This window comes from Marinobacter sp. (assembly GCF_041687235.1).
Taxonomy (GTDB): Bacteria; Pseudomonadota; Gammaproteobacteria; order Pseudomonadales; family Oleiphilaceae; genus Marinobacter.
Window position 1 is genome coordinate 713,013 of sequence record NZ_JAWLCH010000001.1, and the last position, 26,352, is coordinate 739,364.

Below are 26,352 nucleotides of genomic sequence, written 5' to 3' on the forward strand. Positions count from 1 at the left end.
GGATCTTCGGCTCCTGGTTAGGCTGTTCAGGCTTGCTGACGGTTCAGAATAAAATCCGCGATGGCGGGGATATCGTTGATGTCGAACACGGGGCCCGAGAACTCGGCAGCGTAGTCTGACGCCACGGCAACAATGCTTGGATCCTCGGTGAACAGCGGCGACCGTGAACCCTCCCGCCGGTGCACCTCGATCTTGGCGTGGGTGTGGGTCTTGAATCCTTCCACCACCACCCAATCGCAGGGGCTCAGCCGTGCCAGCAATTCGTCCAGCGTTGGCTCTTTCGCGCCTCGAAGTTCGTGCATGATGGCGAAGCGCTGACCGCCGGCCAGGATGACCTCACGGGCACCGGCGTCACGGTGTTTGTAGCTGTCGGTTCCAGGCTGGTCGACATCCACCATGTGGTGGGCATGCTTGATTGAGTTAACCGTCAGCCCCCTGCTGGAAAGCTCGCGAATCAGGGCTGCGGCCAGCGTGGTTTTCCCGGAGTTTTTCCAGCCTACAATGCCTATAACGTTCACTTGAGATGTTTCTCCGCCCAGGCCAGGTCTTCCGGTGTATTGATGTTGAAAAAATCGTCCTCGCCAAAAATCACCAGTGTCTCTCCCTGGGCCTGTGTCCACTGGCGAATCTTGCGTACCCCATCGTTCAGGGCGGCTCGCAGATCATGCCGCAAAGCGACCTGCCAGCGGCCGAAGGTCGGCTGGGGCAGCCGGCCCCGTTCGGGGTCCGGTGTGGCCGCCAGCACCACCGGGGTGTCATGTTCAGCCAGCCTGACAGCCAGATCCCTGGGAAAGGACGGAGTGTCGGCGGCGACGCTGATCAGCCAGTCATGGCCCTGTTCGGCGGCCCAGTCCATGCCCGCGAGCACGCCCGCCAGGGGCCCCGGAAAACCCTCGATGGAATCGGCCACCACGGGCAACCCCAGGTCGTCAAACCGGGTCAGATCGCCGTTGGCATTCAACACCACGGCATCGACCTGAGGCCCGATCCGCTCAATCACCCGCTCGATCAGCGACTGGTCTCCGAGCATGAGCCGGCCCTTGTCGCCGCCGCCCATGCGGTTTGCCTGGCCGCCCGCCAGGATGACTGCACAATCAGTCATGCAGTGCCTCCGTTAATCATTCTGAGCACCTTTGCGACGCAGCTTCTTGTCTTCATCGGGTACCTGCGACAAGTCCTGATCGAACACCAGACGATGTTGGCCGCTCAGGCAGGTGAATTTCTTGCCCCGCATCCGTCCGATCAGGGTCAACCCGACGTGCCGGGCAATATCGACGCCCCAGGCGGTAAAGCCCGAGCGGCTGATCAGGGTGGGAATGCCCATCAGCGATGTCTTGATGACCATTTCAGACGTCAGCCGGCCGGTGGTGTAGAGAACCTTGTCGGCTGCCGGAATGTTGTTCAGGTACATCCAGCCGGCAATTTTATCAACTGCGTTGTGCCGTCCGACATCCTCCATGTAAGCGAGGATGTTCCGCCCCTGGCACAGGGCGGTGCCATGAATGGCACCGGTTTCCATGTAAAGGCTGGGCGTGTGGTTGATCTGAAAGGAGAGGTCGTAAAAGGTGCTGGTGTGCACCGGGGTGTCCGGAAGTGAAAGCCCCTCGAGGCCAGCCATCATGTCGCCAAAAACCGTGCCCACGGCGCAGCCTGACGTGCGGGTTTTCTTTTCCAGCTTGTCTTCGACATCGGTGACGTTGGCCGTGCGAACCACAGCGACTTCAAGCTCTTCGTCGAAATCGATTCCGGTGACCTGATCGCTCTCTTTCAGCATGCCCTGGTTCAGCAGGAAACCGAGGGCCAGATACTCCGGGTGATCGCCAATGGTCATGGCCGTGACGATCTCCTGGCTGTTCAGGTAGATGGTCAGTGGGCGTTCTTCGATCACGCTGATCGATTTGTCCTGACCGGTTTCATCGACACCCTCCACTGCGCGGGACAGTCGAGGATCTTTCGGGTCGGGAAGTATTGGGTCAATCATCATTTTTGTTATAGCCGCTCCAAGGAAACCGCAGAATGGAATATTTACGGAGATCGGCAGAGATTAGCTTATTTGGCATTCGGGAAAAACAACTGTTGTCCGTCCACCTTGAAGTCGGCAATTGCCTGCTGGCCATCCTCCGAGAGAAGCCAGTTGTGCCATTGTTGTGCCAGTTCGTGTTTAAGGTGCGGGTGCTTCTCTTCAGAGAGCAGCAGGCTGCCGTACTGGTTGAACAACACCTCGTCGCCTTCAAAAAGCAGTGTGAGATTCTGACGGTTGCCAAAGGCCGCCCAGGTGGCTCGATCCGACATCACGTAGGCATCCATCGCCGCCGCCGTATTAAGGGTGGGCCCCATGCCGCTGCCCAGTTCGCGGTACCAGTCGCCGTCGGGCTCGATGCCGGCGTTTTCCCAGAAGCGCAATTCGGCGCGATTGGTGCCGCTGTCGTCGCCCCGTGACGTGAACGGCGCCTCGGCACTGGCGATGGCCGCGAAGGCTTCGGCGGCGCTCTGCGCTTTGCGGATGTCAGCCGGATCATCAGCAGGACCAATCAACACGAAGTCGTTGTACATGACATCAGACCGCTCGCTGGCGAAGCCGTTTTCGACAAATCGTATTTCGCCACCAGTGTCGTGCACCAGAAGGCTGTCTGCATCGCCACGTCGGGCAATCTCAAATGCCTGTCCGGTACCCACGGCAACAACCCGTACTTCGATGCCGGTGGCGTCTTCAAACCTGGGCAAAATGGAGCCGAAGAGTCCCGAATTCTCTGTCGATGTGGTTGAGGCCAGGGTGATGAAGTCTCCAGCGCAAGCGCTGAATGCCAGCCCCATGCTGGTTGCACCGGCGAGCACAAGGGTTAGCGGTTTTAGCATGTTGCTTTTCTCCATTACTCTACCAGCTCGCCGGCAATGTACGCTTGCGCCTCTCGCGAGACAGGCCTTCTGAAGAAGCCTTCAGCGGGCGTGTGTTCCCGCACTTTTCCGCCGGAGAGAAACAGCACATCCCCGGCGAGACGTCTGGCCTGATGCAGATCGTGGGTGGTCATCACAACACGGGTTCCCCGCTGATGGAATTCACGCACGGCGGCTTCGACGGCTTTAATGGCCGCAGGGTCGAGGGCGGAGGTGGGCTCATCCAGAAACAGTACCTGGGGCGAAAGCACCCAGGCGCGCGCCAGAGCCAGGCGTTGTTGCTCGCCACCCGAGAGCACGCGCGCGGGGGTATGGCTGCTGGCTGAAAGGCCAAAACGCTCAAGGGCATCAACCGCGAGCTTTGCCCGTGCCCTGCGCGGAACATTATTCACCGCCAGGGCATGAATGAGATTGGCCACGGCCGATCGGCGCAAAAGCACCGGTTGCTGGAACACCATCGCCTGGCGGGGGCGGTCTTCACTTGACCAGGCTACCCGCCCTTGTGTCGGGGCGAGCAGGCCGTGGGCGAGCCGCAGCAGCAGACTTTTGCCTGCCCCGTTAGGTCCCATCACCAGGGTGGGGCCGGTGCCGTCAAGGGTGAATGAGCACGGGCCGAGTAACACCTTGCCTTCGTGACTGAATAGGACGCTGTCAAAACACAGTGCCGGTGGCGGGCAGAGGGCCGAGGAGGCCAGGAGGGGCGCGTTAAATGAGGTCATCCGGTTCGCCTCCTGGTCAGTTCACCTACCCAATACACGCCTGCGTTAACGAGCATGACCAGCGCCAGAAGGACAATTCCGAGCCCCAGTGCCAGGGGGAGGTTGCCCTTTCCGGTTTCTAGCACAATGGAGGTTGTCATTACCCGCGTGACCCCCTCAATGTTGCCGCCAACCATCATAACGGCACCTACCTCGGCACTGGCGCGGCCAAACCCGGCAAGCAGGATGGTCAACAGCGCAAAGCGGGCATCCCACAACAGGGTGGGCATCATCCGCGAGCGCGACATGCCCAACGAAACAAACTGCTCCTGGTATTCTCCCAGAAGCTCTTCCACTTTCTGGCGCGAGAGCGCGGCAAGAATAGGCAACACCAGCACCACCTGGGCAATGACCATAGCGCCCGGCGTAAACAGGAGCCCCCACTCGCCCAGAGGCCCGGCGCGCGAGAGCAGTAAATACACCAGAAGCCCGGCAACCACCGGAGGCAGGCCCATCAGGGCATTGAGCACAACAATCATCCCGCCGCGCCCGGGGAAGCGCCACAACGCCACCGCTGCACCGAGCGGAAACCCCAGTACCGCCGCGATCAGGACGGCCAGCAGGGAAACCTGCAGCGAAAGCGCCACGATCTGAACGAGCGAAGCGTCGAGATTTAACAGTAGCGACAGCGCCACATAAAACGCATTATTTTCCACAGCTGCGTCTCCTTGATATTGAGCATCGTGGCGTTTCTGGCTACGCTTTGCACAGGCTTCTGGAAATTATGCAGCGATAAACAGCCTAATACTTCTTCCCCGGTCAGCAGGATAAACGGATGCCTCTTCCCACGTATCTCACCACGGCCGAAGCCGCAGAATATCTACGCCTGAAAGAGCGAAAGGTTTACGATCTGGTCAGCCAGGGCGTTATTCCGTGCGTGCGGGTAACAGGAAAGCTGTTGTTCCCTCGCCAGCGTATAGATCTGTGGCTGATGAACCATCTGGAGGGCGACGACGCCGTGAGCTCTCCAATCCCGCCAGTGCTGGCGGGTAGCCAGGACCCGCTGCTGGAATGGGCGGTGAAAGAGAGCGGAGCTGAACTGGCTTTGCTCTGTCAGGGAAGTGGCGATGGCGTACAAAGGTTGGTTGACGGGCGTGCGATGCTTGCCGGAATGCACATATGGCACGCAGAAAATCAGCGCTACAATGATCCGGCGACACTGGGGTTGAACGGCATGCGAGACCTGGTGCTGATCCGGTGGGCAAAGCGCCAGCAGGGGCTTTTACTGGCAGCGAATAATCCTCATAGGTTATCAGGCCTTCAGGATATTGCGCGCCCAGGCATCCGGTTGGCGCATCGCCAACCGGATGCCGGCGTCAGCCATTTACTCCAGAGTCTGCTAGCCAGTCAACGTATTGATGGGAGGCAACTGACCTGGGCAACGCATCCGTCACTCAGCGAGGACGATCTTGCTTTGGCCATTCGCCAGGGCGAGGCGGACGTTGGCGTGGGAATCGAGGCAGCGGCGCGGCGCCAGGGGCTTGCTTTCATTCCGTTGCAGCATGAGCACTTTGACCTGGCCATGCGCCGGCGCCATTACTTTGAGCCGGCGATTCAGCGGCTGCTGGCGTTTGCCGGCAGCGAGCGTTTTGTTCAGCGCGCCGACGCGCTGGGTGGTTACGACATCCGTGAGCTGGGGAGCGTTGTCTACAACGCTTGAGCCGCACCAATAACAACAAACAGGCGGATAATCATGCCTTCCGTACAAAATAACCTGGTCAGGGATGCCAGTGGCGCGCTGGGCGACCTTGGTACCCTGATTCCACTGGGTCTGGGGGCTATCGGGCTGGCGGGCCTGGCCCCGGTACCGGTGCTGGCAGGATTTGCTGTTTTCTACATAGCAACGGGGCTTTATTACCGTTTACCTGTTCCGGTTCAGCCCATGAAAGCGGTTGCCGCGCTGTTGCTGACCACCGAGGTCAGCTCTAACAGCCTGGTTGCCAGCGGCGTGCTGATCGGGGCGATACTGTTGGTGTTGGGTTCAACCGGATGGATCAACAAGGCGGCCCGGCTCATACCCAGATCAGTGTTAAGCGGCCTTCAGTTGGGTCTGGGATTGATGCTGGCCACCATGAGTTTTGGTTTGATGGCCACGTCACTTCCTGTGGGCATTGTCACACTGGCAATGCTGGGTATGACTCTGAAGCTCCTGCCACATTGGCCCGCCGCGCTGATCGGGCTCGTTGGCGCTGTAGCGGTCGGAACCCTGCTGGGGGCGCCGGGTCTCATGCTTCCGGTGGCCGAATCCGTGGTATTTTCACTGCCTGAACTGCCAGGCGTCGACGACGTGCAGAAAGCGGTTTCTTCGCTGGTTTTACCGCAGTTGGCCCTGACGTTAACCAACGCCGTCGTTCTGACGGCACTGGTGGTTGGCGATTACTTCGGCGAGCAATCGCATCGTGTCACGCCTGCCCGTTTGTCGGTGTCCACCGGCCTGGCCAATCTCTTGATGGTCCCCCTCGGCGCTTTGCCAATGTGCCATGGCGCGGGTGGTGTGGCGGCGCACTATCGCTTTGGTGCGCGGACCGGCATGGCGCCTGTTTTACTGGGCACAGGGTTGCTTCTGGTGGCGTTCCTGCCGGGCGGCCTTGCAATGATTGCGGCGATACCGATGGCCGGTCTCGGGGCCCTGCTGTTTGTGGCTGCGGTGGAGCTTGCCTTTTCAAAGCGCCTATGGACGGCCAAACCGTCCTGCTGGCCTGTCATTGCAATAACAGCGTTGGTGACCCTCTGGATTGATCCGTTTTTCGGGGTTCTGGCCGGGGTTGCTTCGGAAACGGTTCGCGCTGCCTGGATGCGTGGGCGAAAACTGGCAGTAAAACAGTGAGTAAAAGAATCCCTCCGAAAAGAAGTGGCGTGGGTGGTCTTTGCGACCGAACACCACCATTCAGTCCTGGTTTACATTCTGGCCGAGCGAAATATCGACAAGCTCATGCTGAAGCTTTTTCAAGAGGTGCAGAAGGCTGACGCTGTCGTCGAAGCTCATTCCTTGCATAGCCTGTTTGTAAAACTCCGCAATAGTGTCTTGCAGTTGATCCCAGAAATTTCGACCAGATTCGGTAAGTACCACCAGTCGAGCCCGGCGGTCCTGGGGATCCGGTATCCGAAGGACGTGTCCATCTCTTTCCATTCGTTTGAGGACGCCATCGAGGTTTTGGCGACTGACGTAAAGGTACTCTTTCAGCTGATTGAATGAGGTGCCGTCTTCGAATCCTTCTCGAGACAATGCACCCAGTACTGCCCACTGCACAGCACTGATGCCCATCTCATTCTGAACCTGGCGCTGCAGAATGTTTCCAGTCTGGAACAGGCGAAAAAATAGCCGGTTGGGAATGCCTCCGGATTCGTTGACGATCATCTGTGCTCCTATAGTGCGCCGCTGGCGGCTGGGCCGGCGAGGGCGGCTTTCGGCGTCCTGAATCACGGAAGGCATGGGACGCGTCACTTTGGCAGGTATTCGCGGGCGATGATGTTCTTCATAATCTGCGCGGTACCGTCACCTATCTGAAGGCCAAGAACATCCCGCAATCGCTGGGCAAACGGTAAATCCTCACCCCAACCGGTGTGACCGTGGGCCAGCAGGCACTGTTTTACCACATCGAAAGCGAGTTTCGGGCCCCACCACTTGTTCATAGCGGCTTCAGCGTTGTGGGGCAGATTGTTGTCCTTGAGCCAGAGCGCATGGTAGCACTGCATCCTGGCTGCATGAACATAGGTCTGGTATTCAGCCAGCGGATGAGTCAGACCCTGGAAAGCGGACAGGTTCTGGCCGAAGGCGGTTCGCTCGGTCAGCCATTGCCAGGTTTCATCCAGGGATTGTTGCGCCACGGCCAGGCACTGCAGGCCAATCAGGGCGCGGCTATAATCAAAGCCCTGCATGACCTGTTTGAAGCCTTTACCCTCGTCGCCCATCATGTTGACGGCGGGCACTTCCACGTTATCGAAGAAAATCGAGCCGCGACCGATAGCACGCTGGCCGTTGTCCTCAAAACGGGTCGTGGTGAGGCCCGGGCTGTCCATGGGCACCAGGAACGCGCTGATACCGGAGGCCCGTTGTTCCACCGTGCCGGTTCTGGCAAACACCACCGCTACATCGGCCTGGTCGGCCATGGAGATGGACGTTTTCTCACCGTTGAGCACGTAAACGTCGCCCTTCTTCTCTGCTTTGAGGCGCAGGTTGGCGGCGTCGGAACCGCCGTGGGGTTCGGTCAGGGCGATGCAGGCCACTTTCTGGCCGGTGGTCATGCCGTGCAGCCACTCCTTCGCCAGGTCCGGTGCCGCGTGGCTGGCAATGATCTGACCGTTCAGGGAAGTCAGCAGCGGGATATAACCGACATTGAAATCCCCTTTGGAGATTTCCTCGATGATCAGGCCACTGGTAACACAGTCCATGCCGCTGCCACCGAATTCCTCGGGCAGCTCGCCGCCGAGCAGGCCCATCTCGCCGAGCTGGCGGATGATGTCCTTTTCGATGACGCCTTCCTGATCCCGCATACGGTAGCCCGGAGCCAGCACCTCGGCACTGAAGCGGGCCACAACCTCGCGAATCGCGTTCTGTTCTTCATTGAATCCGAAATTCATGGTGTTCTCCGGGCATTGTTTTTGACCCGACGGCATGAGGCCGCCGGGTCGATCTGCTTACTTGTAGAATTTCCGGAAGTCCGGCTTGCGCTTTTCCTTGAAGGCTTTCACGCCTTCTTTGGATTCCTCGGTGTCGTAGTAAAGGCTCAGGGCCTGCATGCCTAGTGCACCGATGCCGGCAATGTTGTCGCTGTCGGCATTGAACGAGCGCTTGGCGATGGTCAGAGCGGTGGGGCTCTTCTCAAGGATTTCCTCGCACCACTTCTGTACTTCCTCATCCAGCTGCTCCTGTGGCACCACTGCGTTAACCAGGCCCCAATCCAGTGCCTGCTGTGCACTGTACTTGCGGCACAGGTACCAGATTTCCCGGGCGCGCTTCTCACCGACAACCCGCGCCAGGTAAGCGGTGCCGAAGCCGGGATCCACCGAGCCGACTTTCGGGCCGACCTGGCCAAAGACAGCGGTTTCCGAGGCAATGCTCAGATCACAGATCACGTGCAGCACGTGGCCGCCACCGATGGCGAAACCGTTGACCCGGGCAATCACCGGCTTGGGCACTTCGCGGATGGTGCGCTGCAGCTCTTCTACCGGCAGGCCGATCAGGCCGCGGCCATCGTACTGGCCTTCGTGGGCGCCCTGGTCGCCGCCGGTGCAGAAGGCTTTTTCACCTGCGCCGGTGAACACGATGACGCCGATGTCCTTGTTCCAGCCGGCGCGGTTGAAGGCGTCCAGCAGCTCCATGCAGGTCTGGCCGCGGAAAGCGTTGTAACGGTCCGGCCGGTTAATGGTGATGGTGGCGACGCCGTTGTTTTCGTCGTACAGGATGTCTTCGTAATTCATGGTGCGTTCTCCTAGATCGTTTAACTGGTCGCTTAGCCGGCCATGGTCAGGCCGCCGGACACACTGATCACCTGGCCGGTAATGAAGTTGGCATCGTCACTGGCGAGCAGGGCGATGACGCCGGGGTAGTCTTCGGGTTGGGCCAGGCGCTTCATGGGCACCGCGTTGCGGAAGGCTTCCAGTAGCTTCTCTGGATTTGGGGCGGTTTCCGCTACGCCCTTGAGCAGTGCGGTATCGGTGGGGCCGGGGCAGACCACGTTCAGGCACACGTTCTTGGTGGCCAGTTCCCGCGCCACTGTCTTGCTGAAGCCAACCAGGCCAGCCTTGCAGGCGGCGTAGACGGATTCGCCGGAAGAGCCGACCCGTGCCGCGTCGGAGGCAATGTTGATGACCTTGCCGCCACCGGCGGCAATCATCTTCGGCAGTACCACATGATGCATGTTCAGCGCACCGGTCAGGTTCACTGCAATCAGCTGGTCCCAGAGTTTGGGCTCGGTTTTCAGGAACGGCATGAAGCGGTCGAAGCCGGCGTTATTCACCAGCACTGTGGGCACGCCAAGGTCGTTCTCGATGGCCGCTACGGTGTCAGTAATCGCAGCGTAATCGGTAATGTCGGCGGCGTAGGCGCGGGCGGTACCACCGGCCTCGGTGATCAGGTCTACCGTGGCCTGGGCCGTGTTTTCGTCACGATCCAACACGGCCACGAGGCTGCCCTCTTCGGCAAAGCGCTGACACACGGCGCGGCCAATGCCGCCACCGCCGCCGGTCACGATGACTGTTTTTCCGTTAAGGCCTCTCATGATGACTTGCTCCTGTAGCTGTTAGATCAATGGGATTAACCGCGCGTGGCCGGCTCCAGACGAACTTCTTTGGCCTGCTCGCGCAGTTTGAATTTCTGGATCTTGCCGGAGGCAGTGCGGGGCATGGCCTCGATCACTTCCAGGTATTCGGGCAGGTAGTTTTTGGACAGTTGCTGTTCGGTCAGATAGGCCTTGACCTGGTCCAGGGTAAGGTCGGTGGCGTTCTCGTCGAGCGTGACATAGGCGCACAGGCGCTCACCCAGGCGTTCGTCCGGGCACCCAACCAGGGCGACATCGACAATGCCGGGGAACTTGTAGAGCAGGTTCTCCACCTCAACCACGGGGATGTTCTCACCGCCTCGGATGACCACATCCTTGGTGCGGCCGGTGATGCGGATGTAGCCGTCCTTGTCCATGCGCGCGAGGTCGCCGGTGTTGAACCAGCCATTCTCGTCCACGCCATAGAGTTCGGGCCGTTTGAGATAGCCGACAAACAGGCTGGAGCCCCTTACCAGCAGGCTACCTTCTTCTCCGGCGGGCAGTTCACTGCCCTGGAAGTCGGTGACTTTCACGTCCATGAAGGGCATGGCCTTGCCGTCGGACTGACTGGCCCGCTCGGCGGGATCTTCCGGGCAGGTCATGGTGACAGCGCCGTTTTCGGTCATGCCCCAGGCTGAGACAATCTTTGCCTTCAGGACATTGCCGGCCTGTTCCACCACGGCACTTGGGATCGGTGCGCCGGCAGAGACGAAGATCCGCAGGGATTCCAGTTCGCCCTCGTGCTTGGGTGCGGTTTTCACCAGATCCGCCAGGAACGGCGTGGCGGCCATGGTGAAAGCCGGTTTCTCGGCGGCAATCACCTTGCAGACATAGTCCGCGTCCCAGATGTCCTGAAGGATAGCGGTGGTCCCCAGGTAAACCGGCATCATGATGCCGTACATGAATCCGGTCTGGTGGGCCACCGGAGAGGCCATCAACACCTTGTCGTCCGAGCTCAGGTGCAGGCGGTCGGCGTAAGGACGCACATTGGAAAACAGGGTGTTGGAAGTGTGCATGACCCCCTTGGGTTCGCCGGTGGTACCGGAGGTGTAGAGGATCTGGATGGCGTCGTCGGCAGTAAGTTGGCGCTCGGCAAACAGGGCCTTGGTGTCTTGCTTTTCTTCCCAGGGGGTCTCCACCAGGCGTTGTTCAAAGCTGCGCTCGCCCTCTCCGCCGATGACCAGAAGGGTTTCGAGATCCGGCAGCTCCCCGCGAATGCCGTCAACCATGGCCTCGTAATCAAAGCCACGAAAGACCTTTGGAATGACCAGCAGTTTGGCCTCGCCATGCTTTAGCATGAAGCGCAGTTCCCGCTCCCTGAAGATGGGCATGAGCGGATTCAGAATCGCGCCGATGCGCATGCAGGCCAGGTGCAGGGCGGTGGTCTGCCACCAGTTCGGTAGCTGGCAGGCCACCACCTCACCTTTCCCGATACCCAGTGCCACAAGGCCCGCCGCCATGCGGGTGACTTTGTCATTGAGTTCCCGATAAGTGAGGGCGGTGCGGGTGTCGCTGGTGAACTGGTAGCCGACGATGGCTTCCCGGTCCGGGGTGCTGGCGACTGCCTGATCCAGGTAGTCAGTAATGAGCTTGTCGTTCCAGGCGCCGCTTTCGAGCATGGCGGCACGGCGTTCCGGATTGAGAGTGATGCCTGTATCCATCTGATTCACCTGTTGTGTCCGGTTTGTTTTTGTTGGATGGCCTGACCGTAAAAGCAGGTCGTTGCCTTGTCGGTTTCAACATACGCCTTCTCAAAATAATATGTCAATATGTTGCCTTAAAAGCGTTCCGGTGTGGCCTCTGAAAATCGGATAAGTAAGCTTTCATGGCTTTCAATGAAAGTAATAAGAAAGCACCTGTTAGTGGAGATGGTTATGGAGTACAGCAACATATTGCTTGAAAAGCACGAGGCTGTGGTCCAGTTTTGCCAGCGAGGATCGCAACGAGGGTATGACTGCTTTTCTCGAGAAACGTCAGCCCGAGTGGAAGCACCGTTAATCTGCGCAGTTGCCTTGTCAGTTTCAACATACGCCTCTTCAAAATATAAAGCTGGCAGACATGCAGACGGACATCACCCTGGCCCTGCTCGGATGAAGGATGAGGGCACGGCTGCCGTCGAGATCACTTCCATCATGAAGCGCAATTCCTGCGGCAAGGCTCTGGATGTTGCCCGCCTGGCCAGGGATATGCTCGGGGGTAACGGTATCAGTGATGAGTTCGGGGTGGCGCGACACCTGGTGAATCTGGAAGTGGTGAACACCTATGAAGGCACCCAAGATGTTCACGCCCTGATTCTGGGTCGAGCCCAGACCGGGATTCAGGCGTTCTTTTGATCATTCCCAGCCAGGATTGTCGGTATTGCAGGGTCTGGTCTTTGGGTAGTCCTGCACTGAAATGAACGTTGGCCTGCTTTTTTGCACCAGGTCAGGGCGAACCCGGGATGTGACCACATCCTGATCTGGTTTGATTGTGCAAAGTGCACAGGCCAGGTGTCATCCACCCTCTAAATCCATGGCCTTGAGAACCACATGGCACAGACGTTGCGATCTTTCTCTCGTGTTTTCATCAAAGAGAGATATGGCAATGACCACACAAGTAACGCCTCAGGAACAGGACTACCCGCTCAGCCCGGTGCCCATGGACCAGCGCCGCAGTATCTGGTCCATGGGCCTGGTTCTGCTCGGCTTCACCTTCTTCACCGCCACCATGTGGGCGGGTGGCAGCATCGGTGTTGCATTCGATTTTTCAACAATGCTGCTGGTGTTGGCAGTCGGTAACCTTCTTCTGGGTACCTACGCAGCCATTCTTGGCTACATCGCTGCCAAATCGGGGCTGAATACAGCACTGATGTCCCGCTTTACCTTCGGTGAGCTGGGTAGCAAGCTCTCGGATTTCATCCTGGGCTTCACCCAGATTGGCTGGTACGCCTGGGGCACGGCGACCATGGCCATTCTTCTTGTCAAGCTGACAGGCTTGCCCGAGAGCTGGACCACGCCGCTGATGGTGGTGTTCGGTTTCGGCTTCTGTATTACCGCGTTCATTGGTTACAAGGGGCTGGAAATGCTGTCCCGCTTTGCGGTGCCGGCCATGATTATCCTGGTGGCTGTGAGCATGACCATCGCCACGTCGGATGCCGGAGGCTTTGCCGGGCTGCTCGCCATTACGCCCTCTGACGAGATGACAGTGGCTGCCGCCATTACCATGGTATTTGGTACCTTCGTCAGTGGTGGCACCCAGGCCACTAACTGGACCCGTTTTGCCAAATCCGGAAAAACGGCGGTGATCGCGACCCTCTTGGCGTTCTTCCTTGGCAACGGCCTGATGACCCTGATCGGCGCGTTCGGTGCATTGGTATACCAGCAGGCGGATATTGTCGACATCATGGTGGCACAGGGGCTGGCGACCCTGGGTATTCTCATGCTGTTCCTGAACCTTTGGACAACGCAGGATAATACCGTATACAACTTCGCCGTGGCCGGCTGCAATATGATCCGTACCCGCCGGCGAAAGCTGGTCACAGTCTGTGGTGCAGCCATTGGCACATTGTTGGCCGTTCTGGGGATGTATGAGTGGCTCATTCCGTTCCTGGTGCTGCTTGGAACCTTCATTCCACCCATTGGCGGCGTCATCATGGCAAGCTATTTCGTTGGCTACAAACGCAAGTACCCGTCGCTGGATTCTGTGACTCTGCCGGCATTCAACTTTCCCGGTCTGGCGGCTTATGCCATCGGTTCCGCGGCGGCTTATACCTCACCATGGATCGCACCGATCGTGGGCGTTCTGGTTGCCGCAGCAAGTTACGCCGTAGTGCTGGTGGTCAGTGAGGCCGTGCGTGATCGCCGAGCCCAGGTTCTGGGAGCGGCGTAAGTGGCACTGAAATGCCGGGATATTCCGGAACTCCCGGGCCTTGAGAGCATTCAGATGCGGGGCGGGGGTTTCGGCTCGGATAACACGGTACGCTGGCCTTATGTCGCCGAGAACCGGTCGTTCAGTCACTGGGTCAAAGGCGGTGAGCTGGTTTTTGTCACCGGCATCAGTCGGCACCGGAGTCCGGCCAACCTCGCTGAATGCCTGTACGAGGGCAGAGAATGCGGTATATCGGGGTTGGTCGTGCTGACGGGCGATGCCTACATCGGGCAGTTACCCGCCATGTTGAGCCGTCTGGCGGATGAACTTGCCATTCCATTGTTCGAGCAGCCCTATTCGCTGCCAATGGTCGAGGTGACCGAAACCATTGCAAGGGCGATCCTCGCATCAGAGCGGGCTAAGGAATCGCCGGATGAAGGGCTGGCCGAAGCTTTGGTGGCTGGTATTGGTCGCCATCAGCTGGATCGGCTCATCGGACAGTATCTGCCCGGGGCGGCAGCCACACTGGAGGAAAGCCGTGATCTGCTCGACGCCTGGTTCACTGAGAAAGGCAACCAGAGCGCTATGGCCGAGGCGCTGGATTGTCACAGGAATACCATCCGTAACCGGATGAATCGGTTGGCTGAGGAGATGCCTCCGGAGGCAGACCCGAACGAATACTTCAAAACCCTGGTGCTGGCCCATTTGTTGTCGAGGCCATGATTCGCCAGTGGAATTCTGTGTGGAGATGTCATGAGTGAACGTTTGAGTGCGATTGTTAACGCCCGCCTGCAGGGCCAGGAGGGTTTATACCGGTTGTCTCTTGCCGACGGTCGGTTCAGTGAAATTACCGCCCAGAATGCACCTGAAAGGACTGCAGAAAACGAGCTGGACGCCGGCGGAAATCTGGTCGCGCCTCCTTTTGTGGAGCCGCACATTCATCTGGATGCGGCCATGACCGCCGGCGAGCCACGCTGGAACCAGAGCGGTACGCTGTTTGAGGGTATTGAATGCTGGTCTGAGCGCAAGGCCAGCCTGACGCGCGACGATGTGATCGGCCGGGCGGAGCAGACGCTGAAACTGTTTGCAGACAACGGTATCCAGCATGTCCGCACCCATGTGGATGTGACAGACCCGACGCTGACGGGACTGAAGGCGATGCTTGAGGTGCGCGAGCGCATGGCTGAAACGGTGGATCTCCAGATCGTGGCGTTTCCCCAGGAGGGGCTCTGGTCGTTTCCTCAGGGTAAGGAATTGATGGAGGAGTCGGTGCGTCTGGGAGCAGACGTCGTCGGTGGTATTCCCCATTTTGAATTCACCAGGGATTATGGCGTCGAATCGGTGCGCTGGCTGGTGGAGTTGGCCCATAAACACGACCGTCTGGTCGATGTCCACTGCGATGAGATCGACGACCCTGAATCCCGCTTTCTGGAAGTTCTGGCGGCCGAAGCCCTCAGGCTGGATTATGGCTCCAGGGTCACTGCCAGCCACACCTGTGCCATGGGTTCCTACAACGACCATTACTGCAGCCGGTTATTCCGACTGTTGAAGAAATCCGACCTGCGCTTCCTGTCAATGCCCACCGAGAGCCTGCATCTGCAGGGGCGATTTGACGGATATCCCAAACGACGCGGCCTGACCCGCGTGCCTGAGCTGCTCGATGCAGGGCTGAAGGTGGCGTTCGGACAGGATTCCATCCGCGACCCCTGGTACCCGCTGGGCAACGGCAACCTGCTGAGGACTCTGGATGTGGGCCTGCATGCCTGCCACATGCTGGGCATGGGCTGGATTGATCGATCCCTGGAACTCATTACCGATAACGGTGCAGCGGCACTGGATCTGAAAGAATACGGTATTGGCGAGGGGCTGCCCGCTCGTTGTGTTGTCCTTCAGGGCCAGTCACCTTATGAGGTGCTGTTGGGGCAGTTGCCGGTTCTGGCCTCGGTTCGTGATGGTCGGGTTTTGATCCACAGGCAGGGCTGACGTCGGGTTAAAACTCGACGTCGGAAAAAACACCCGTAATACCCATGTGTTTATCCTGCGTATCAATCAGTACCCCCGGGTTGAGGATGCCGTGGGGGTCCAGAAACTGTTTGCCGGCAGCCAGGGTTTGGCGGAACAGCGGTGACGTCTGCTGTTCATAGCCATAACGGTGATCCCGGCCGACCGCATGGTGGTGAGTAACGGTCGCACCCTGCTCAGCCAGCACTTCCATCGAGATGCGCTTGAGCTGTTTCCACTTTTCCAGGGCCTTGCCCAGATTGCCGGTCGTGTCGCCCACGCAGTAAAAGGTGAAATAGGGCGCCGGGCCGTCCGGGTAGACGTGGGTAAAGCGGCAGGAAAATGAAAACGGCCGTTGGGTGATGTCGCGAAGCGCAGACTCCATGGTCGATTTTACCGCCTTGTAGAGGCTCGGGAACTTATCCCAAGTGATCGCAGTTTCGAAAGTGTCGGCAATCATGCCCATGGCGGTTAATCGGTTGCGCCAGTACGGCATGCGAATGAAAGCGTTCCGCCAGGACTCGGCTTCGTTTGATCCTTTCCCTGAATGATCGGAATTGTAGGCAATGCCATCTTTTTGCAAAACGCCGCCGTGTTCCTCGGCAATCGCCACGGCCCGCTCAATTTTGTTCTCCTGGGATTGGTCCGCGGATTCGAAACCAAGAACCAGTATGGCGCAAGGCCTGTCGGCGATCCTGTTGATCATCACTTCCGCCTCATCCAGCAGGCGGCAGTTCGAGGGAAATAAGCCCGATTGAGCGATCTGTCTGACCGCGTCGACACCCTTCATGAATCGATCAAAACGCAGTGACGCAGTGGCCCGCCAGGTCGGGCGATGCTGCAGTCGCATGGTGGCTTCGGTAATGATTCCCAGCATGCCTTCCGAACCACAGATCATGCGGTCTGCCGAAGGTCCCGCGCCTGATCCGGGTAACGCGCGGGTCTCGATGATGCCTTTTGGCGTGATCAGCCGGGTTGCTTCCACCATGTCTTCGATGTGCGTGTATACGGTGGCAAAATGGCCGCCAGCGCGCGTTGCGAGCATTCCGCCGAGGCTCACGAATGGAAAGCTCTGGGGATAATGGCGCAGTGTCAAACCGTGCTGTTTCAACTGCTGTTCAAGGTCGGGGCCTTTGATGCCGGCCTGAATGCGTGCGCGACGACTGACAGGATCAATCTCCAGAATCCGGTTCAGGTTCTCCATGTCGACACTGATCGTCGCCTGGTAGGTGTCGCCAACATCGGGCTCCACGCCGCCACAGACACTGGTGCCGCCACCGAACGGAATAAGTGCGATGTTGTTTTCGGAGGCATAGCGGAACAGCTGCTGGATATCGTCTTCCGCCTTGGGAAAAGCAACGGCATCGGGCGGGTTGGGCACTTCCCGCATCAGCATCCTGGCCATATCGGCGTAGGACTTTCCGTAGCTATGCACCAGGCGGTCGTAGGTGGTGGTGGAAACAATGTCTGAGAGATGTCCGGGGACTGACGATAACCGGGATGCCGGGAGGTCAAAGTCTTCAACCTTTGGCGGCTCAATCTCCACCACGCCTTCCGGCACGAACATGTTCGTAACGGTCTCGATCATGGCGTGTTCTTCAGGGTGCAGATCCTCATCTGCATAGCCCCAGCCCCAGAATCTCAGGGGTTTGCGAAGTGACTTTGTGCCGGATTCAGACATCGGATTCTCCATCAATGAGGGTTATGCCCCGTTACTCTGAACACTTCATCTTTTGAAATGATATCCTCGTACACGGTTATCAGGGACGCAAATCTTCCCTGAAGGCTGATATCTTCCAGGCCACCTTCAACGAGGAGTTAGAGCCTTATCCATGAGAGTTATTATTCGTTATTTTTTTCGCACCCTGCGTCTGGTACTGACGCCCTTCATGCTGCTCAGTGAAAAGCTCAGCACGCCCGAAAGCGTTACCCGCTCTGCTGAAGAGCAGGCCCGCGCCGACGAGGCCAGCAAGGACCTCGCTCTTTACCAGTTCAAGGCCTGCCCGTTCTGCATCAAGGTAAGAAAGGAAATCGCCCGGCTTGGCCTCAACATCGAAACCCGCGATGCCCAGCATGATCCGGAGCATCGTGCGGCGCTGGAGGCTGGCGGCGGCCGCATCAAAGTGCCCTGCCTGAAGATTCAACAGGAGGATGGCAGTGAGCGTTGGCTTTACGAGTCTGATGAGATCAAGGCGTGGTTGCAGGAGCGGTTTGAGCCGGTTTGATGGCAGTCGCTGATAGATTGGTACCTTGCTTCAGGTGATGCATCGGTAGATGTCACTCCCCGGAAACAGGTGCGCAACTGTTGGGAAATGGGTGGTCGGAATCAGGACAGCGGAGCAAAAAGCACCGAGTGGTTGTCATAATGGCGTGACCTGTCTGGTCTATATTGGATGGTTTTGTTGGGCTAAGGAGCGAGAGCATGCAGGATCGGGTCGATGGGGAAGGCGCTGCGCCTCTCTATCTTAGAGTGCGAGACCAATTGGCTGCGCGGATCGAGAAAGGGCTTTTAACGCCCAATACCCGGTTGCCCTCCGAGCGTATTCTCGCGGAAGAGCACAACACGACTCGGGTCACGGCCCGACTGGCACTGGCTCAGCTTGAAGCGGAAGGCCGTATCTACCGTTCAAACCGGCGAGGTTGGTTTGTGTCGCCTCCCAGATTGATCTACAAACCCACACATGACTACAGCTTCTCGGAGAATGTAACAGCGCAAGGCCGAGTTCCTGCAACCGAAACGCTAGACGTGACACCCACGCAGGCTGGCACCTGGTTGGCTGCCCGGACCGGCCTTACGGTTGGTGACCCGATTGTCTGGCTTCGGCGCCGCCGGCAGATTGATGATCGACCGGTATTGGTCGAGAACATTTACCTGAATCCCAAGCGTCTGCCAGGTATTGAAACCTACAACTTCGACCGCTCCCTCTGGAAGTTGCTGCGAGAGCAGTATGGCGTGGAGTTACGCGGTAAACAGATCGAAATGTATCCGACGGCGTTGGTGGATCCGCAAGCCAGTGCAATTGGGGTGACAGCGGGTACAGCCGGTCTCTATGTTACCCGCTGCAGTCGGGATGCCGACGGCTGTTTCGTAGAGTTTGATGAAGAGTTCTGGTTGCACGATGCGTTGAGCATCCAGGTCGACGTGAGCTGATCCGAGCCGACCTTGCCGCTGGACTGTCATCAGGCCTTCATTAAATCGTCATAGTTCCTCGCCAAACTGGTCTATACCAGATTAGCGAGGAGCAATCATGCCCACAGTCAATCACCCGGATGTCGTTATCATTGGAGGCGGCATCCTTGGGTGCGCCATAGCCCGTTATCTCAGTCGGGTGCCCGGCCTCAGCGCTGTCGTTATTGAGCGCCATGGTCTGGGTGAGCAGACGACCAGCCACGCTGCGGCACTTCTGACCCGTATTCGACCGCATCGCGCACTGACGGATATGGTGATGGAAACCTTCCGGGCCATTGAAGAGCTGGGCGAGGATCGGAATGAGCCGCTGCCCCTGAGAAAAGTGGGTAGTCTGCAGGTCTCGGAGTACCCCGGTGGACAGCGTCAGATTGAACAAACTGCCCAGCGAGCCGATGAGGCAGGAGTGTCCGCTGAACGGATCGGCAGCTCCGATGCAATGCGACTTGCCCCCTGGCTTGAGCTGGCATCAGATACGTCTGCCCTATGGTTGCCAGACGACGGTTACATTGACCCCTATACTCTCTGCCAGGCCTATGCCGCCGACGCCAGGCGCAATGGCGCCCGGATTCTTTTGAACCGGACGGTCTGCGAACTCCTGAGGAACGGTTCGAAGGTCACGGGCGTGCGCCTCGCAAATGGCGAGACGATCTTTGCCGGAACTGTCATTGATGCTGCCGGTCCCTGGAGCACGGCGCTGGCAATGCAGGCGGGAATTCACCTTGGCATGGCACCGGTTCGCAGCCATTACTGGATATCCGCACCACACTCACGTGTGACCACCGACGGCCCGATGACGATTCTGCCCGATAGCGGCGCCTACGCCCGCCCGGAAGTGGGCGGATTGTTATTCGGGCTACGAGACCCGCAATCGGTCGTGGCTCATCCCAATGCTTTACCGGACAACCTCCAGGGTTTTCGTTTCGATACGGACCCGACGGGCGACCTGGCCCTTGAAAGCGGCTACGAGGCACTTCGCTCACAGCTTCCCGTGCTGGACGAGTTACAACTGGCTCACTACGTCAGCAATGTCTCTAGTTACACGCCGGATGGTTTTGCCCTGCTGGGCCCAATGCCGGGTGTCGAGGGTTTCATGGCCGCCACCGGCTGCTCCGGCGCGGGTATCGGCATGTCCGGTGGTATCGGCCGGTTAGTCGCTGAGCTGGCAACCAACCAGAGCACCTTCGTAACCCCCGAACCGTTCCGCCTGGATCGCTTCGGCGCCATTGATGCCTACAGCCCCGATTTCATCCGCCGCTGCGCCGAGGCTCGCGCCCGCAAGCGCACCGGCTAAATCTGATGGAGATCTCCATGACCCAGAAAGATCCGTATCTGCTCACTCCCGGTCCATTGACCACCAGCCTCTCCGTGAAACAGGCCATGTTGCACGATTGGGGCTCCTGGGATAGCGACTTCAACGGCCTAACAGCCGAAATGTGTGAGCGATTATTGAACGTAGCAGGCGGCAGTGCCAGCCATGTCTGCGTGCCCATGCAGGGCAGCGGCACATTTGCGGTGGAAGCCACGCTTGGTACGGTGATTCCTCCAGCCAGTACAACCCTGGTATTGATGAACGGAGCCTACGGGCAGCGGATCGGCAAAATTCTCGACACGCTGGGGCGCCCGTATCTGGCCATTGATAAGGGGGATTACCACCCGCCGCGCGGCGACGAGGTTGCCGTTGCCTTACAAGAGCATCCCGAGATTGAACAGGTTGTGGTGGTTCACTGTGAAACCAGCTCCGGCATTCTTAATCCGATCGAAGAGATTGCCGAAGTGTGCCGACAGGCACGCAAGCGCCTGATCATCGACAGCATGAGCGCCTTTGGCGCCTTGCCGATCAATGTGGTCGAGCTGCCCTGTGCGGCCCTCGTGTCGTCAGCCAACAAGTGCTTCGAGGGTGTGCCGGGTTTCGGCTTCGCCATTGTTGAACGGGAATTGCTATCGGCATCAGCCGGCCAGTGCCATAGCCTGTCCCTCGATCTCCATGACCAGTGGCAATACATGGAGAAAACCGGGCAGTGGCGCTACACCCCGCCCACCCATGTGGTGGGCGCCTTTCTCCAGGCCATGCGCGAACACGAAGCCGAGGGTGGTGTGGACGGACGTCTGGCCCGCTACAGCCGCAATCGGGATCGTCTGGTGAGTGGCCTTCGTGAGATCGGCTTCCGGACATTGCTGGCGGATGAGTGGCTGTCGCCGATCATCACCACCTTTCTGTCTCCGAACAGCCCGGCATTTGAATTCCGTCGCTTCTACGACGCGATCAAAGCTCGTGGTTTCCTCATTTACCCCGGCAAACTCACCGTTGCGGACAGTTTTCGGGTGGGCTGCATTGGCCAGCTCCACGATGAACAGATTGACGCCGTTATTACCGCAGTTGCCGAGGCCTGCCAGGAGCTCGGCCTGTCGATACCCGTTGCGGCGCCCGCTGTTGCACCCGACAACCTCGAAACCGTCTGAATTCTGAAGGGAGAACGTTATGCATACCTATACCCGTCGTTACACTGGGCCGCTCCAGGCGGTGATTATGGACCTCGCCGGCACCTGCGTGGACTTTGGATCACTGGCGCCCATCCAGGCTTTTATGAAGCTGTTCGAAGCAGAAGGCATCGACCTGTCCGAAGCGGAAGCCCGTGAGCCCATGGGCACTGAAAAACGCGAACACATCCGCCGCATACTGGCGATGCCACGAATCCGAAACCAGTGGCGCAATGCTTTCGGCAGTGAGCCTGAACGCCCGGATATTGATCGACTCTATAACGCCTTTCTGCCGCTGCAGACAGCGGCCATTGCTGAACGCACCAAGTTGGTCCCTGGGGCCCTGGCTCTGCAGGAGCAACTCCGTGAACAGGGCATCAAACTCGGTGTGAATACCGGATACAGCCGCGAAATGGTGAACGTAATGCTGCCAGGGCTGGCTGCCCAGGGCTTTGAGCCGGAAAGCGTCGTTGTGGCAACGGAAGTACCTCAGGGAAGGCCGGCGCCTCATATGAGTTTTAAAAATGCGCTCGAACTGGGAATCACCGCCGTGCAGGGCTGCGTGAAAGTTGACGACACGACTACAGGTATTGAAGAGGGCTTGAACGCCGGTATGTGGACAGTGGCGGTTGTGGCGTCCGGGAATGCGGTAGGGCTCAGCGAGGAGCAGCTTTCCGCCCTTAGCGAGGCTGAACGAGCGGACATTCTGGTTCGCGGGCATCGTGTGATGGCGCAGTCAGCGGCCCACTATGTGATTGACTCCATTATGGATTTGCCGAATGTGCTCGCCGATATTGGACGGCGGTTGCAAGCCGGTGAACATCCGTAAGCGATGGCCAAGGAAACGTCACATCGCTGTCACGTCCTTGCAATCAAATAGCTCTAAGGTAGTGGTGATCGAAACTGGTATAGACCAGAAAGAGAGCGCCTCAACCTGACCTCGTAATAAGGAGACTTGCGTGAAACACCTCAAAAAAGCCCTTGCCCTGACCACACTGGCTGTCGCCATGAATGCCAATGCCCAGACCGAACTGACCGTGTACACAGCGGTTGAAGCAGAGGACCTCCAAAAATACGCCGAGCGTTTCAACGAAGACCATCCGGACATCAAGATCAACTGGGTTCGCGATTCCACCGGCGTTGTCACCGCGCGCCTGCTGGCAGAAAAGCAGAACTCCCAGGCGGATGTGGTCTGGGGACTGGCAGGCACCAGCCTGCTGCTGCTGAAAAATGAAGGTATGTTGGTTCCCTATGCGCCGGAAGGGCTGGAAAAATTGTCTCCGAAATTTCGCGACCGCGATGAAACACCTTCCTGGGTGGGTATGGATGCGTGGATGGCCGCCATCTGTGTGAACACCATCGAAGCTGAGAAAAACAACCTGCCAATGCCCTCCAGCTGGGATGATCTGACCAAGCCGGTATACGAGGGCCATGTGGTTATGCCGAACCCGAATTCCTCCGGTACCGGCTTCCTGGACGTCTCTGCATGGCTTCAGATGATGGGTGAGGACAAAGGCTGGGAGTTCATGGACGGGCTGCACCAGAACATCAGCCGTTACACCCACTCCGGTTCCAAGCCTTGCAAGATGGCGGCTTCCGGAGAGACCACTATAGGCGTTTCCTTCGCTTTCCGTGGTGCCCGCCTAAAGGAACAGGGCGCGCCGCTTGAACTGGTGTTTCCTGAAGAAGGCCTGGGTTGGGAAGTGGAAGCGACTGCGATTGTCGACGGGACGGACAAGATGGAAGCCGCCCAAACGCTGGTTGACTGGTCCATCACCCGCAAGGCCATGGAAATGTACAACGAAGGCTACGCCATCGTGGGCATGCCGGGTGTGGCACAGCCGGTAAAGTATTTTCCGGAAAACGCGGACGAGCTGATCATCAACAACGACTTTGGTTGGGCGGCCAGTAACCGTGAGGCCATCCTGGCTGAATGGGCGCGTCGTTACGACGGCAAATCCGAAGCAAAGTGAGTTGGCGGGTCGGGCGCTAGCCCGGTAAGCCAAGGCGGTGCCCGGTTTCGGGCGCCGCGCCAGATTATTCAAGAGCAGGGGGTACCATGAACCAGAAAACCCAGGGAAGCCGCCTGGAAATCCAGGGCGTCAACAAGTTCTTTGGCGATTTTTGCGCGCTGAAGGATATCAATCTCACCATTGAACCGGGTGAGCTGGTGTGTTTCCTCGGGCCATCCGGATGTGGAAAGACCACCCTGCTTCGCATCATTGCGGGGCTTGAGCACCAGAGTGGAGGGCTGCTCCACCAGGGCGAGACGGACATCTCCCTGAAGCCGCCCCGGGAGCGTGACTTTGGCATTGTGTTCCAGTCCTACGCCCTGTTTCCGAACATGACGGTCACCGACAACATCGCCTACGGATTACGCAGTATCGGCATGCCGAGGGCCCAAGTCCGCAGCCGGGTCGATGAACTACTGGCTCTTGTCGGGCTTGAAGACCAGGCCAGCAAATACCCCGCGCAGTTATCCGGTGGCCAACAGCAACGGGTTGCCCTGGCACGCGCCCTGGCGCCGTCGCCAGGCCTGCTGCTACTTGATGAGCCATTGTCGGCGCTGGATGCCAAAGTGCGACATCACCTGCGCAGTGAAATCCGTAGCCTCCAGAAGCAACTGGGTGTCACTACCATCATGGTAACCCACGATCAGGAAGAAGCCCTGGCGATGGCCGACCGGGTGGTGGTTATGAACAATGGCGTGATTGAGCAGGTCGGTACGCCACTGGACATATACCAGCAACCTGCGTCCGCCTTTGCGGCCTCTTTTATTGGTGCCATGAATTTTATCGACAGCGCTCCTCTGAATGGGCAGCGCGTGAAGGTCGGAAACCGCGAGCTGGAACTGGTCCGGCCATTGCCCACAGCCGAGGGTTGTATCCAGCTGGCCATCCGGCCAGAAGATGTTCACCTCTTACCCAAGGGGGATGGCGAATGGGAAGGGGAGGTTCAGGCCCTGGATTATCTGGGCGCCTTCATCCGGACACACATTCGCCTGAGGGACATTGAGCTGGACCTGGTGGTGGATGTGGACCCACGTTCCGCGCGTCGGCTTGATCTGCGCGTTGGCGGATGTATCTGCCTCAATTTGCCTTCCGACGCCCTGCACTGCTTCGCTGCGTGACGGGCTGCGGAGTTCCGAATGTCTGAGTCCGACCCCGGTAAGTTTTCCATGATTGATACTCCCACGCTTTCGACATCGACCACACGCAATTGGCCGACCCTGGCGGAATTACGCCGGAGGCTCGCCGGCCGTTGGGTGTTTGCAGTGTTGCTGGTAACCGGTTGTCTGGTTCTGACCCTGCTGGTGCTCGCACCCCTCTACACACTGCTTTCGAAAAGTGTCGAGAACAAGGCCGGTGAATTTGTCGGGCTGGAAAACTTTGCCCACTACCTGAGTTCCGGCGGTATCGAATCTGCATTCTTCAATTCCCTCTGGGTGGCCGGGCTCAGCACTGTGATTGTAGTTTCGCTGGCCTTCATGGCGGCCTGGGCACTGACCCGCACGCGCTTGCCATTCACCGGCTGGGTTCGTGGTGTCCTGGTGTTACCGATCCTGGCGCCGTCGCTGTTGCCGGCGATCAGCCTGGTGTACCTGTTCGGCAATCAGGGCGTACTAAAAAGTTGGCTGTTCGGCGCTGAAATCTATGGGCCGATTGGCATTATCATGGGCTCCTGCTTCTGGACCTTTCCCCACGCCCTGATGATCTTGCTGACGGCGATGGACAACGCCGATGGGCGCCATTACGAAGCAGCTACCGCCTTGAAAGCCAGCCCATGGCGCACCTTCTGGACTGTAACGGTGCCCGGTGCCCGCTATGGGCTAGTGAGCGCGGGGTTCGTCGTGTTTACGCTGGTGATTACGGATTTCGGCGTGCCCAAGGTGATTGGTGGACAGTTCGATGTCCTCGCCACGGACATCTACAAGCAGGTGATCGGGCAGCAGAAATTCGAGATGGGCGCGGTGGTCAGCGTGCTGTTGCTGTTGCCGGCCATGCTGGCGTTCATCGCTGACCGCTATGTGCAGCGCAAACAATCCGCAAGCTTTACGGCCAGATCCGTGCCCTACAGGCCCCGCCAGGATCGCAAGCGGGACGCCCTGGGAGCACTGATGCTGACACCGACCGTGATGTTCATTTTCGCCATCATTGGCATGGCTATCTACGCATCATTCGTGACCTTCTGGCCCTACAACCTCGACCTTAGCCTGAACAACTACCAATTCGGCCGTATGGATGGCGGTGGTTGGGGGGCTTACACCAACAGCCTGCAGATGGCGCTGGGCACCATGGTACTCGGAACTGTACTGGTCTTCTTCAACGCCTGGCTGATGGAACGCACACCACAGTCGAGGCTGCTGACCGGGGTATTCCAGTTTCTTTCGCTGCTGCCGCTGGCGGTTCCCGGCCTTGTGCTGGGGCTGTCCTACATCTTTTTCTTCAACCACCCGGACAACCCGATCAACGGCATTTACGGGACCCTGTTCATCCTGATTCTCTGCACTGTCACGCACTTCTACGCGGTTTCCCACCTCACGGCAGTCACGGCGCTGAAGCAACTGGACCAGGAGTTCGAGGCGGTGGGGGAGTCGCTCAATGCTTCCCGATGGCGGGTGCTGTTCACGGTCACGCTGCCCCTGTGCCTGCCAGCCATCCTGGATGTCGCCCTGTACCTGTTTGTGAATGCCATGACCACAGTCTCAGCAGTTGTATTCCTTTACGGCCACGACTCCCAATTGGCCTCGGTGGCTGTGCTGAACATGGACGAGGCCGGTGATATCGCCCCGGCGGCGGCCATGGCCATCCTGATCACGGCAACCTGTGCAGTGGCGAAACTCATCCAGGGGGTACTGCGGTTCTGGGTGGACCGTTCTACCCGGGCGTGGCGGCAGGGCACGGAATGAGTCAGCAGCCTCAAA

At 58.7% G+C, this 26,352-nt stretch carries 25 protein-coding genes and 1 pseudogene; 14 read left to right on the forward strand and 12 right to left on the reverse strand.

The window, feature by feature from the left end; all coding sequences use genetic code 11:
• Positions 1-26: 26 nt before the first annotated feature.
• The 6 genes from mobB to ACESMK_RS03140 form a co-directional block, all read right to left on the reverse strand.
• Positions 27-518 carry a molybdopterin-guanine dinucleotide biosynthesis protein B gene (gene mobB, locus ACESMK_RS03115; RefSeq protein WP_372995170.1) on the reverse strand — a complete coding sequence of 164 codons (492 nt, stop codon included), beginning with the start codon at positions 516-518 and terminating at the stop codon, positions 27-29.
• Complete coding sequence (gene mobA / locus ACESMK_RS03120; protein WP_372995172.1) at positions 515-1,102, reverse strand: molybdenum cofactor guanylyltransferase MobA; 588 nt, start codon at positions 1,100-1,102, stop codon at positions 515-517. The genes mobB and mobA overlap by 4 nt, the downstream gene beginning before the upstream one ends.
• A 12-nt stretch (positions 1,103-1,114) precedes the next feature.
• Complete coding sequence (locus tag ACESMK_RS03125; RefSeq protein WP_372995174.1) at positions 1,115-1,984, reverse strand: formate dehydrogenase accessory sulfurtransferase FdhD; 870 nt, start codon at positions 1,982-1,984, stop codon at positions 1,115-1,117.
• 65 nt (positions 1,985-2,049) lie between these two features.
• Positions 2,050-2,856 carry a substrate-binding domain-containing protein gene (locus ACESMK_RS03130; protein WP_372995176.1) on the reverse strand — a complete coding sequence of 269 codons (807 nt, stop codon included), beginning with the start codon at positions 2,854-2,856 and terminating at the stop codon, positions 2,050-2,052.
• 14 nt (positions 2,857-2,870) lie between these two features.
• On the reverse strand, positions 2,871-3,614 hold the full coding sequence (locus tag ACESMK_RS03135) for an ATP-binding cassette domain-containing protein (RefSeq protein ID WP_372995178.1): 744 nt from the start codon (positions 3,612-3,614) through the stop codon (positions 2,871-2,873).
• Positions 3,611-4,309, reverse strand: coding sequence for an ABC transporter permease (locus ACESMK_RS03140; protein ID WP_372995180.1), 699 nt, complete (start codon positions 4,307-4,309; stop codon positions 3,611-3,613). The genes ACESMK_RS03135 and ACESMK_RS03140 overlap by 4 nt, the downstream gene beginning before the upstream one ends.
• A 119-nt stretch (positions 4,310-4,428) precedes the next feature.
• On the opposite strand from ACESMK_RS03140, the gene ACESMK_RS03145 reads away from it, so the two are divergent.
• Together ACESMK_RS03145 and ACESMK_RS03150 are read left to right on the forward strand one after the other, a co-directional pair.
• Positions 4,429-5,313 carry a substrate-binding domain-containing protein gene (locus tag ACESMK_RS03145; protein WP_372995182.1) on the forward strand — a complete coding sequence of 295 codons (885 nt, stop codon included), beginning with the start codon at positions 4,429-4,431 and terminating at the stop codon, positions 5,311-5,313.
• Between the two features lie 33 nt (positions 5,314-5,346).
• Positions 5,347-6,480: a putative sulfate/molybdate transporter gene (locus tag ACESMK_RS03150; RefSeq protein WP_372995184.1), complete on the forward strand. Its 1,134-nt coding sequence runs from the start codon at positions 5,347-5,349 to the stop codon at positions 6,478-6,480.
• Positions 6,481-6,540: 60 nt separating this feature from the next.
• Here ACESMK_RS03150 and ACESMK_RS03155 read toward each other — a convergent pair whose 3' ends face one another.
• The 5 genes from ACESMK_RS03155 to ACESMK_RS03175 form a co-directional block, all read right to left on the reverse strand.
• Complete coding sequence (locus tag ACESMK_RS03155; protein ID WP_372988368.1) at positions 6,541-7,011, reverse strand: MarR family winged helix-turn-helix transcriptional regulator; 471 nt, start codon at positions 7,009-7,011, stop codon at positions 6,541-6,543.
• Between the two features lie 83 nt (positions 7,012-7,094).
• A complete protein-coding gene (aliB, locus tag ACESMK_RS03160; protein WP_372988369.1) occupies positions 7,095-8,234 on the reverse strand; it encodes a cyclohexanecarboxyl-CoA dehydrogenase in 1,140 nt (379 codons plus the stop codon).
• A 57-nt stretch (positions 8,235-8,291) separates the two neighbouring features.
• Entirely contained in the window at positions 8,292-9,074 is a 783-nt protein-coding gene (locus tag ACESMK_RS03165; protein WP_372988370.1) for an enoyl-CoA hydratase-related protein, read from the reverse strand.
• Positions 9,075-9,106: 32 nt separating this feature from the next.
• Positions 9,107-9,874, reverse strand: a complete 768-nt coding sequence (locus ACESMK_RS03170) for an SDR family NAD(P)-dependent oxidoreductase (protein ID WP_372988371.1) — start codon at positions 9,872-9,874, stop codon at positions 9,107-9,109.
• A gap of 35 nt (positions 9,875-9,909) precedes the next feature.
• Positions 9,910-11,574, reverse strand: a complete 1,665-nt coding sequence (locus tag ACESMK_RS03175) for an AMP-binding protein (protein ID WP_372988372.1) — start codon at positions 11,572-11,574, stop codon at positions 9,910-9,912.
• Positions 11,575-11,959: 385 nt separating this feature from the next.
• On the opposite strand from ACESMK_RS03175, the pseudogene ACESMK_RS03180 reads away from it, so the two are divergent.
• The 4 genes and pseudogenes from ACESMK_RS03180 to codA all read left to right on the forward strand — a co-directional run.
• Positions 11,960-12,246 (forward strand): annotated as a pseudogene (locus ACESMK_RS03180) (acyl-CoA dehydrogenase family protein); the annotation flags it as partial.
• 250 nt (positions 12,247-12,496) lie between these two features.
• Positions 12,497-13,780, forward strand: coding sequence for a cytosine permease (gene codB, locus ACESMK_RS03185; protein ID WP_372995186.1), 1,284 nt, complete (start codon positions 12,497-12,499; stop codon positions 13,778-13,780).
• Complete coding sequence (locus ACESMK_RS03190) at positions 13,781-14,482, forward strand: PucR family transcriptional regulator (protein WP_372995188.1); 702 nt, start codon at positions 13,781-13,783, stop codon at positions 14,480-14,482.
• Positions 14,483-14,512: 30 nt separating this feature from the next.
• On the forward strand, positions 14,513-15,742 hold the full coding sequence (gene codA, locus ACESMK_RS03195; RefSeq protein WP_372995190.1) for a cytosine deaminase: 1,230 nt from the start codon (positions 14,513-14,515) through the stop codon (positions 15,740-15,742).
• 7 nt (positions 15,743-15,749) lie between these two features.
• Here the strand turns inward: codA and ACESMK_RS03200 are convergent, their stop codons facing one another.
• A complete protein-coding gene (locus ACESMK_RS03200; protein WP_372995191.1) occupies positions 15,750-17,441 on the reverse strand; it encodes an FAD-binding oxidoreductase in 1,692 nt (563 codons plus the stop codon).
• A 151-nt stretch (positions 17,442-17,592) separates the two neighbouring features.
• Here ACESMK_RS03200 and ACESMK_RS03205 point away from each other — a divergent pair, with 151 nt between their 5' ends.
• The 8 genes from ACESMK_RS03205 (at position 17,593) to ACESMK_RS03240 (ending at position 26,337) form a co-directional block, all read left to right on the forward strand.
• Positions 17,593-17,985: a glutaredoxin family protein gene (locus tag ACESMK_RS03205; RefSeq protein ID WP_372995193.1), complete on the forward strand. Its 393-nt coding sequence runs from the start codon at positions 17,593-17,595 to the stop codon at positions 17,983-17,985.
• A 197-nt stretch (positions 17,986-18,182) separates the two neighbouring features.
• The gene (locus ACESMK_RS03210; RefSeq protein WP_372988065.1) at positions 18,183-18,911 is read left to right on the forward strand and encodes a UTRA domain-containing protein; all 729 of its coding nucleotides are present in this window, start codon (positions 18,183-18,185) and stop codon (positions 18,909-18,911) included.
• Positions 18,912-19,008: 97 nt separating this feature from the next.
• The gene (locus ACESMK_RS03215; RefSeq protein ID WP_372995195.1) at positions 19,009-20,241 is read left to right on the forward strand and encodes an NAD(P)/FAD-dependent oxidoreductase; all 1,233 of its coding nucleotides are present in this window, start codon (positions 19,009-19,011) and stop codon (positions 20,239-20,241) included.
• 17 nt (positions 20,242-20,258) lie between these two features.
• Entirely contained in the window at positions 20,259-21,410 is a 1,152-nt protein-coding gene (locus ACESMK_RS03220; protein ID WP_372995197.1) for a 2-aminoethylphosphonate--pyruvate transaminase, read from the forward strand.
• Between the two features lie 19 nt (positions 21,411-21,429).
• Positions 21,430-22,257: a phosphonoacetaldehyde hydrolase gene (gene phnX / locus ACESMK_RS03225; RefSeq protein ID WP_372995199.1), complete on the forward strand. Its 828-nt coding sequence runs from the start codon at positions 21,430-21,432 to the stop codon at positions 22,255-22,257.
• A gap of 130 nt (positions 22,258-22,387) precedes the next feature.
• A complete protein-coding gene (locus ACESMK_RS03230) occupies positions 22,388-23,401 on the forward strand; it encodes a putative 2-aminoethylphosphonate ABC transporter substrate-binding protein (RefSeq protein WP_372988069.1) in 1,014 nt (337 codons plus the stop codon).
• An 86-nt stretch (positions 23,402-23,487) separates the two neighbouring features.
• Positions 23,488-24,558 (forward strand): putative 2-aminoethylphosphonate ABC transporter ATP-binding protein, encoded by a 1,071-nt coding sequence (locus ACESMK_RS03235; protein WP_372995201.1) that lies wholly within the window; start codon positions 23,488-23,490, stop codon positions 24,556-24,558.
• A gap of 18 nt (positions 24,559-24,576) precedes the next feature.
• Entirely contained in the window at positions 24,577-26,337 is a 1,761-nt protein-coding gene (locus ACESMK_RS03240; RefSeq protein WP_372995203.1) for a putative 2-aminoethylphosphonate ABC transporter permease subunit, read from the forward strand.
• Positions 26,338-26,352 lie beyond the last annotated feature (15 nt).

Excerpts from the sequence above, each read along its gene's own strand:
- ACESMK_RS03215 (WP_372995195.1), top strand. The coding sequence starts at position 19,009 with ATGCCCACAGTCAATCACCCGGATGTCGTTATCATTGGAGGCGGCATC.
- phnX (WP_372995199.1), top strand. The coding sequence starts at position 21,430 with ATGCATACCTATACCCGTCGTTACACTGGGCCGCTCCAGGCGGTGATT.
- codB (WP_372995186.1), top strand. The coding sequence starts at position 12,497 with ATGACCACACAAGTAACGCCTCAGGAACAGGACTACCCGCTCAGCCCG.
- ACESMK_RS03125 (WP_372995174.1), bottom strand. The coding sequence starts at position 1,984 with ATGATGATTGACCCAATACTTCCCGACCCGAAAGATCCTCGACTGTCC.
- ACESMK_RS03150 (WP_372995184.1), top strand. The coding sequence starts at position 5,347 with ATGCCTTCCGTACAAAATAACCTGGTCAGGGATGCCAGTGGCGCGCTG.
- ACESMK_RS03165 (WP_372988370.1), bottom strand. The coding sequence starts at position 9,074 with ATGAATTACGAAGACATCCTGTACGACGAAAACAACGGCGTCGCCACC.
- ACESMK_RS03210 (WP_372988065.1), top strand. The coding sequence starts at position 18,183 with ATGCAGGATCGGGTCGATGGGGAAGGCGCTGCGCCTCTCTATCTTAGA.
- ACESMK_RS03135 (WP_372995178.1), bottom strand. The coding sequence starts at position 3,614 with ATGACCTCATTTAACGCGCCCCTCCTGGCCTCCTCGGCCCTCTGCCCG.
- ACESMK_RS03155 (WP_372988368.1), bottom strand. The coding sequence starts at position 7,011 with ATGATCGTCAACGAATCCGGAGGCATTCCCAACCGGCTATTTTTTCGC.
- ACESMK_RS03130 (WP_372995176.1), bottom strand. The coding sequence starts at position 2,856 with ATGCTAAAACCGCTAACCCTTGTGCTCGCCGGTGCAACCAGCATGGGG.
- ACESMK_RS03220 (WP_372995197.1), top strand. The coding sequence starts at position 20,259 with ATGACCCAGAAAGATCCGTATCTGCTCACTCCCGGTCCATTGACCACC.
- mobA (WP_372995172.1), bottom strand. The coding sequence starts at position 1,102 with ATGACTGATTGTGCAGTCATCCTGGCGGGCGGCCAGGCAAACCGCATG.
- ACESMK_RS03235 (WP_372995201.1), top strand. The coding sequence starts at position 23,488 with ATGAACCAGAAAACCCAGGGAAGCCGCCTGGAAATCCAGGGCGTCAAC.
- aliB (WP_372988369.1), bottom strand. The coding sequence starts at position 8,234 with ATGAATTTCGGATTCAATGAAGAACAGAACGCGATTCGCGAGGTTGTG.
- ACESMK_RS03240 (WP_372995203.1), top strand. The coding sequence starts at position 24,577 with ATGTCTGAGTCCGACCCCGGTAAGTTTTCCATGATTGATACTCCCACG.
- ACESMK_RS03200 (WP_372995191.1), bottom strand. The coding sequence starts at position 17,441 with ATGTCTGAATCCGGCACAAAGTCACTTCGCAAACCCCTGAGATTCTGG.
- ACESMK_RS03145 (WP_372995182.1), top strand. The coding sequence starts at position 4,429 with ATGCCTCTTCCCACGTATCTCACCACGGCCGAAGCCGCAGAATATCTA.
- ACESMK_RS03205 (WP_372995193.1), top strand. The coding sequence starts at position 17,593 with ATGAGAGTTATTATTCGTTATTTTTTTCGCACCCTGCGTCTGGTACTG.
- ACESMK_RS03175 (WP_372988372.1), bottom strand. The coding sequence starts at position 11,574 with ATGGATACAGGCATCACTCTCAATCCGGAACGCCGTGCCGCCATGCTC.
- codA (WP_372995190.1), top strand. The coding sequence starts at position 14,513 with ATGAGTGAACGTTTGAGTGCGATTGTTAACGCCCGCCTGCAGGGCCAG.
- ACESMK_RS03170 (WP_372988371.1), bottom strand. The coding sequence starts at position 9,874 with ATGAGAGGCCTTAACGGAAAAACAGTCATCGTGACCGGCGGCGGTGGC.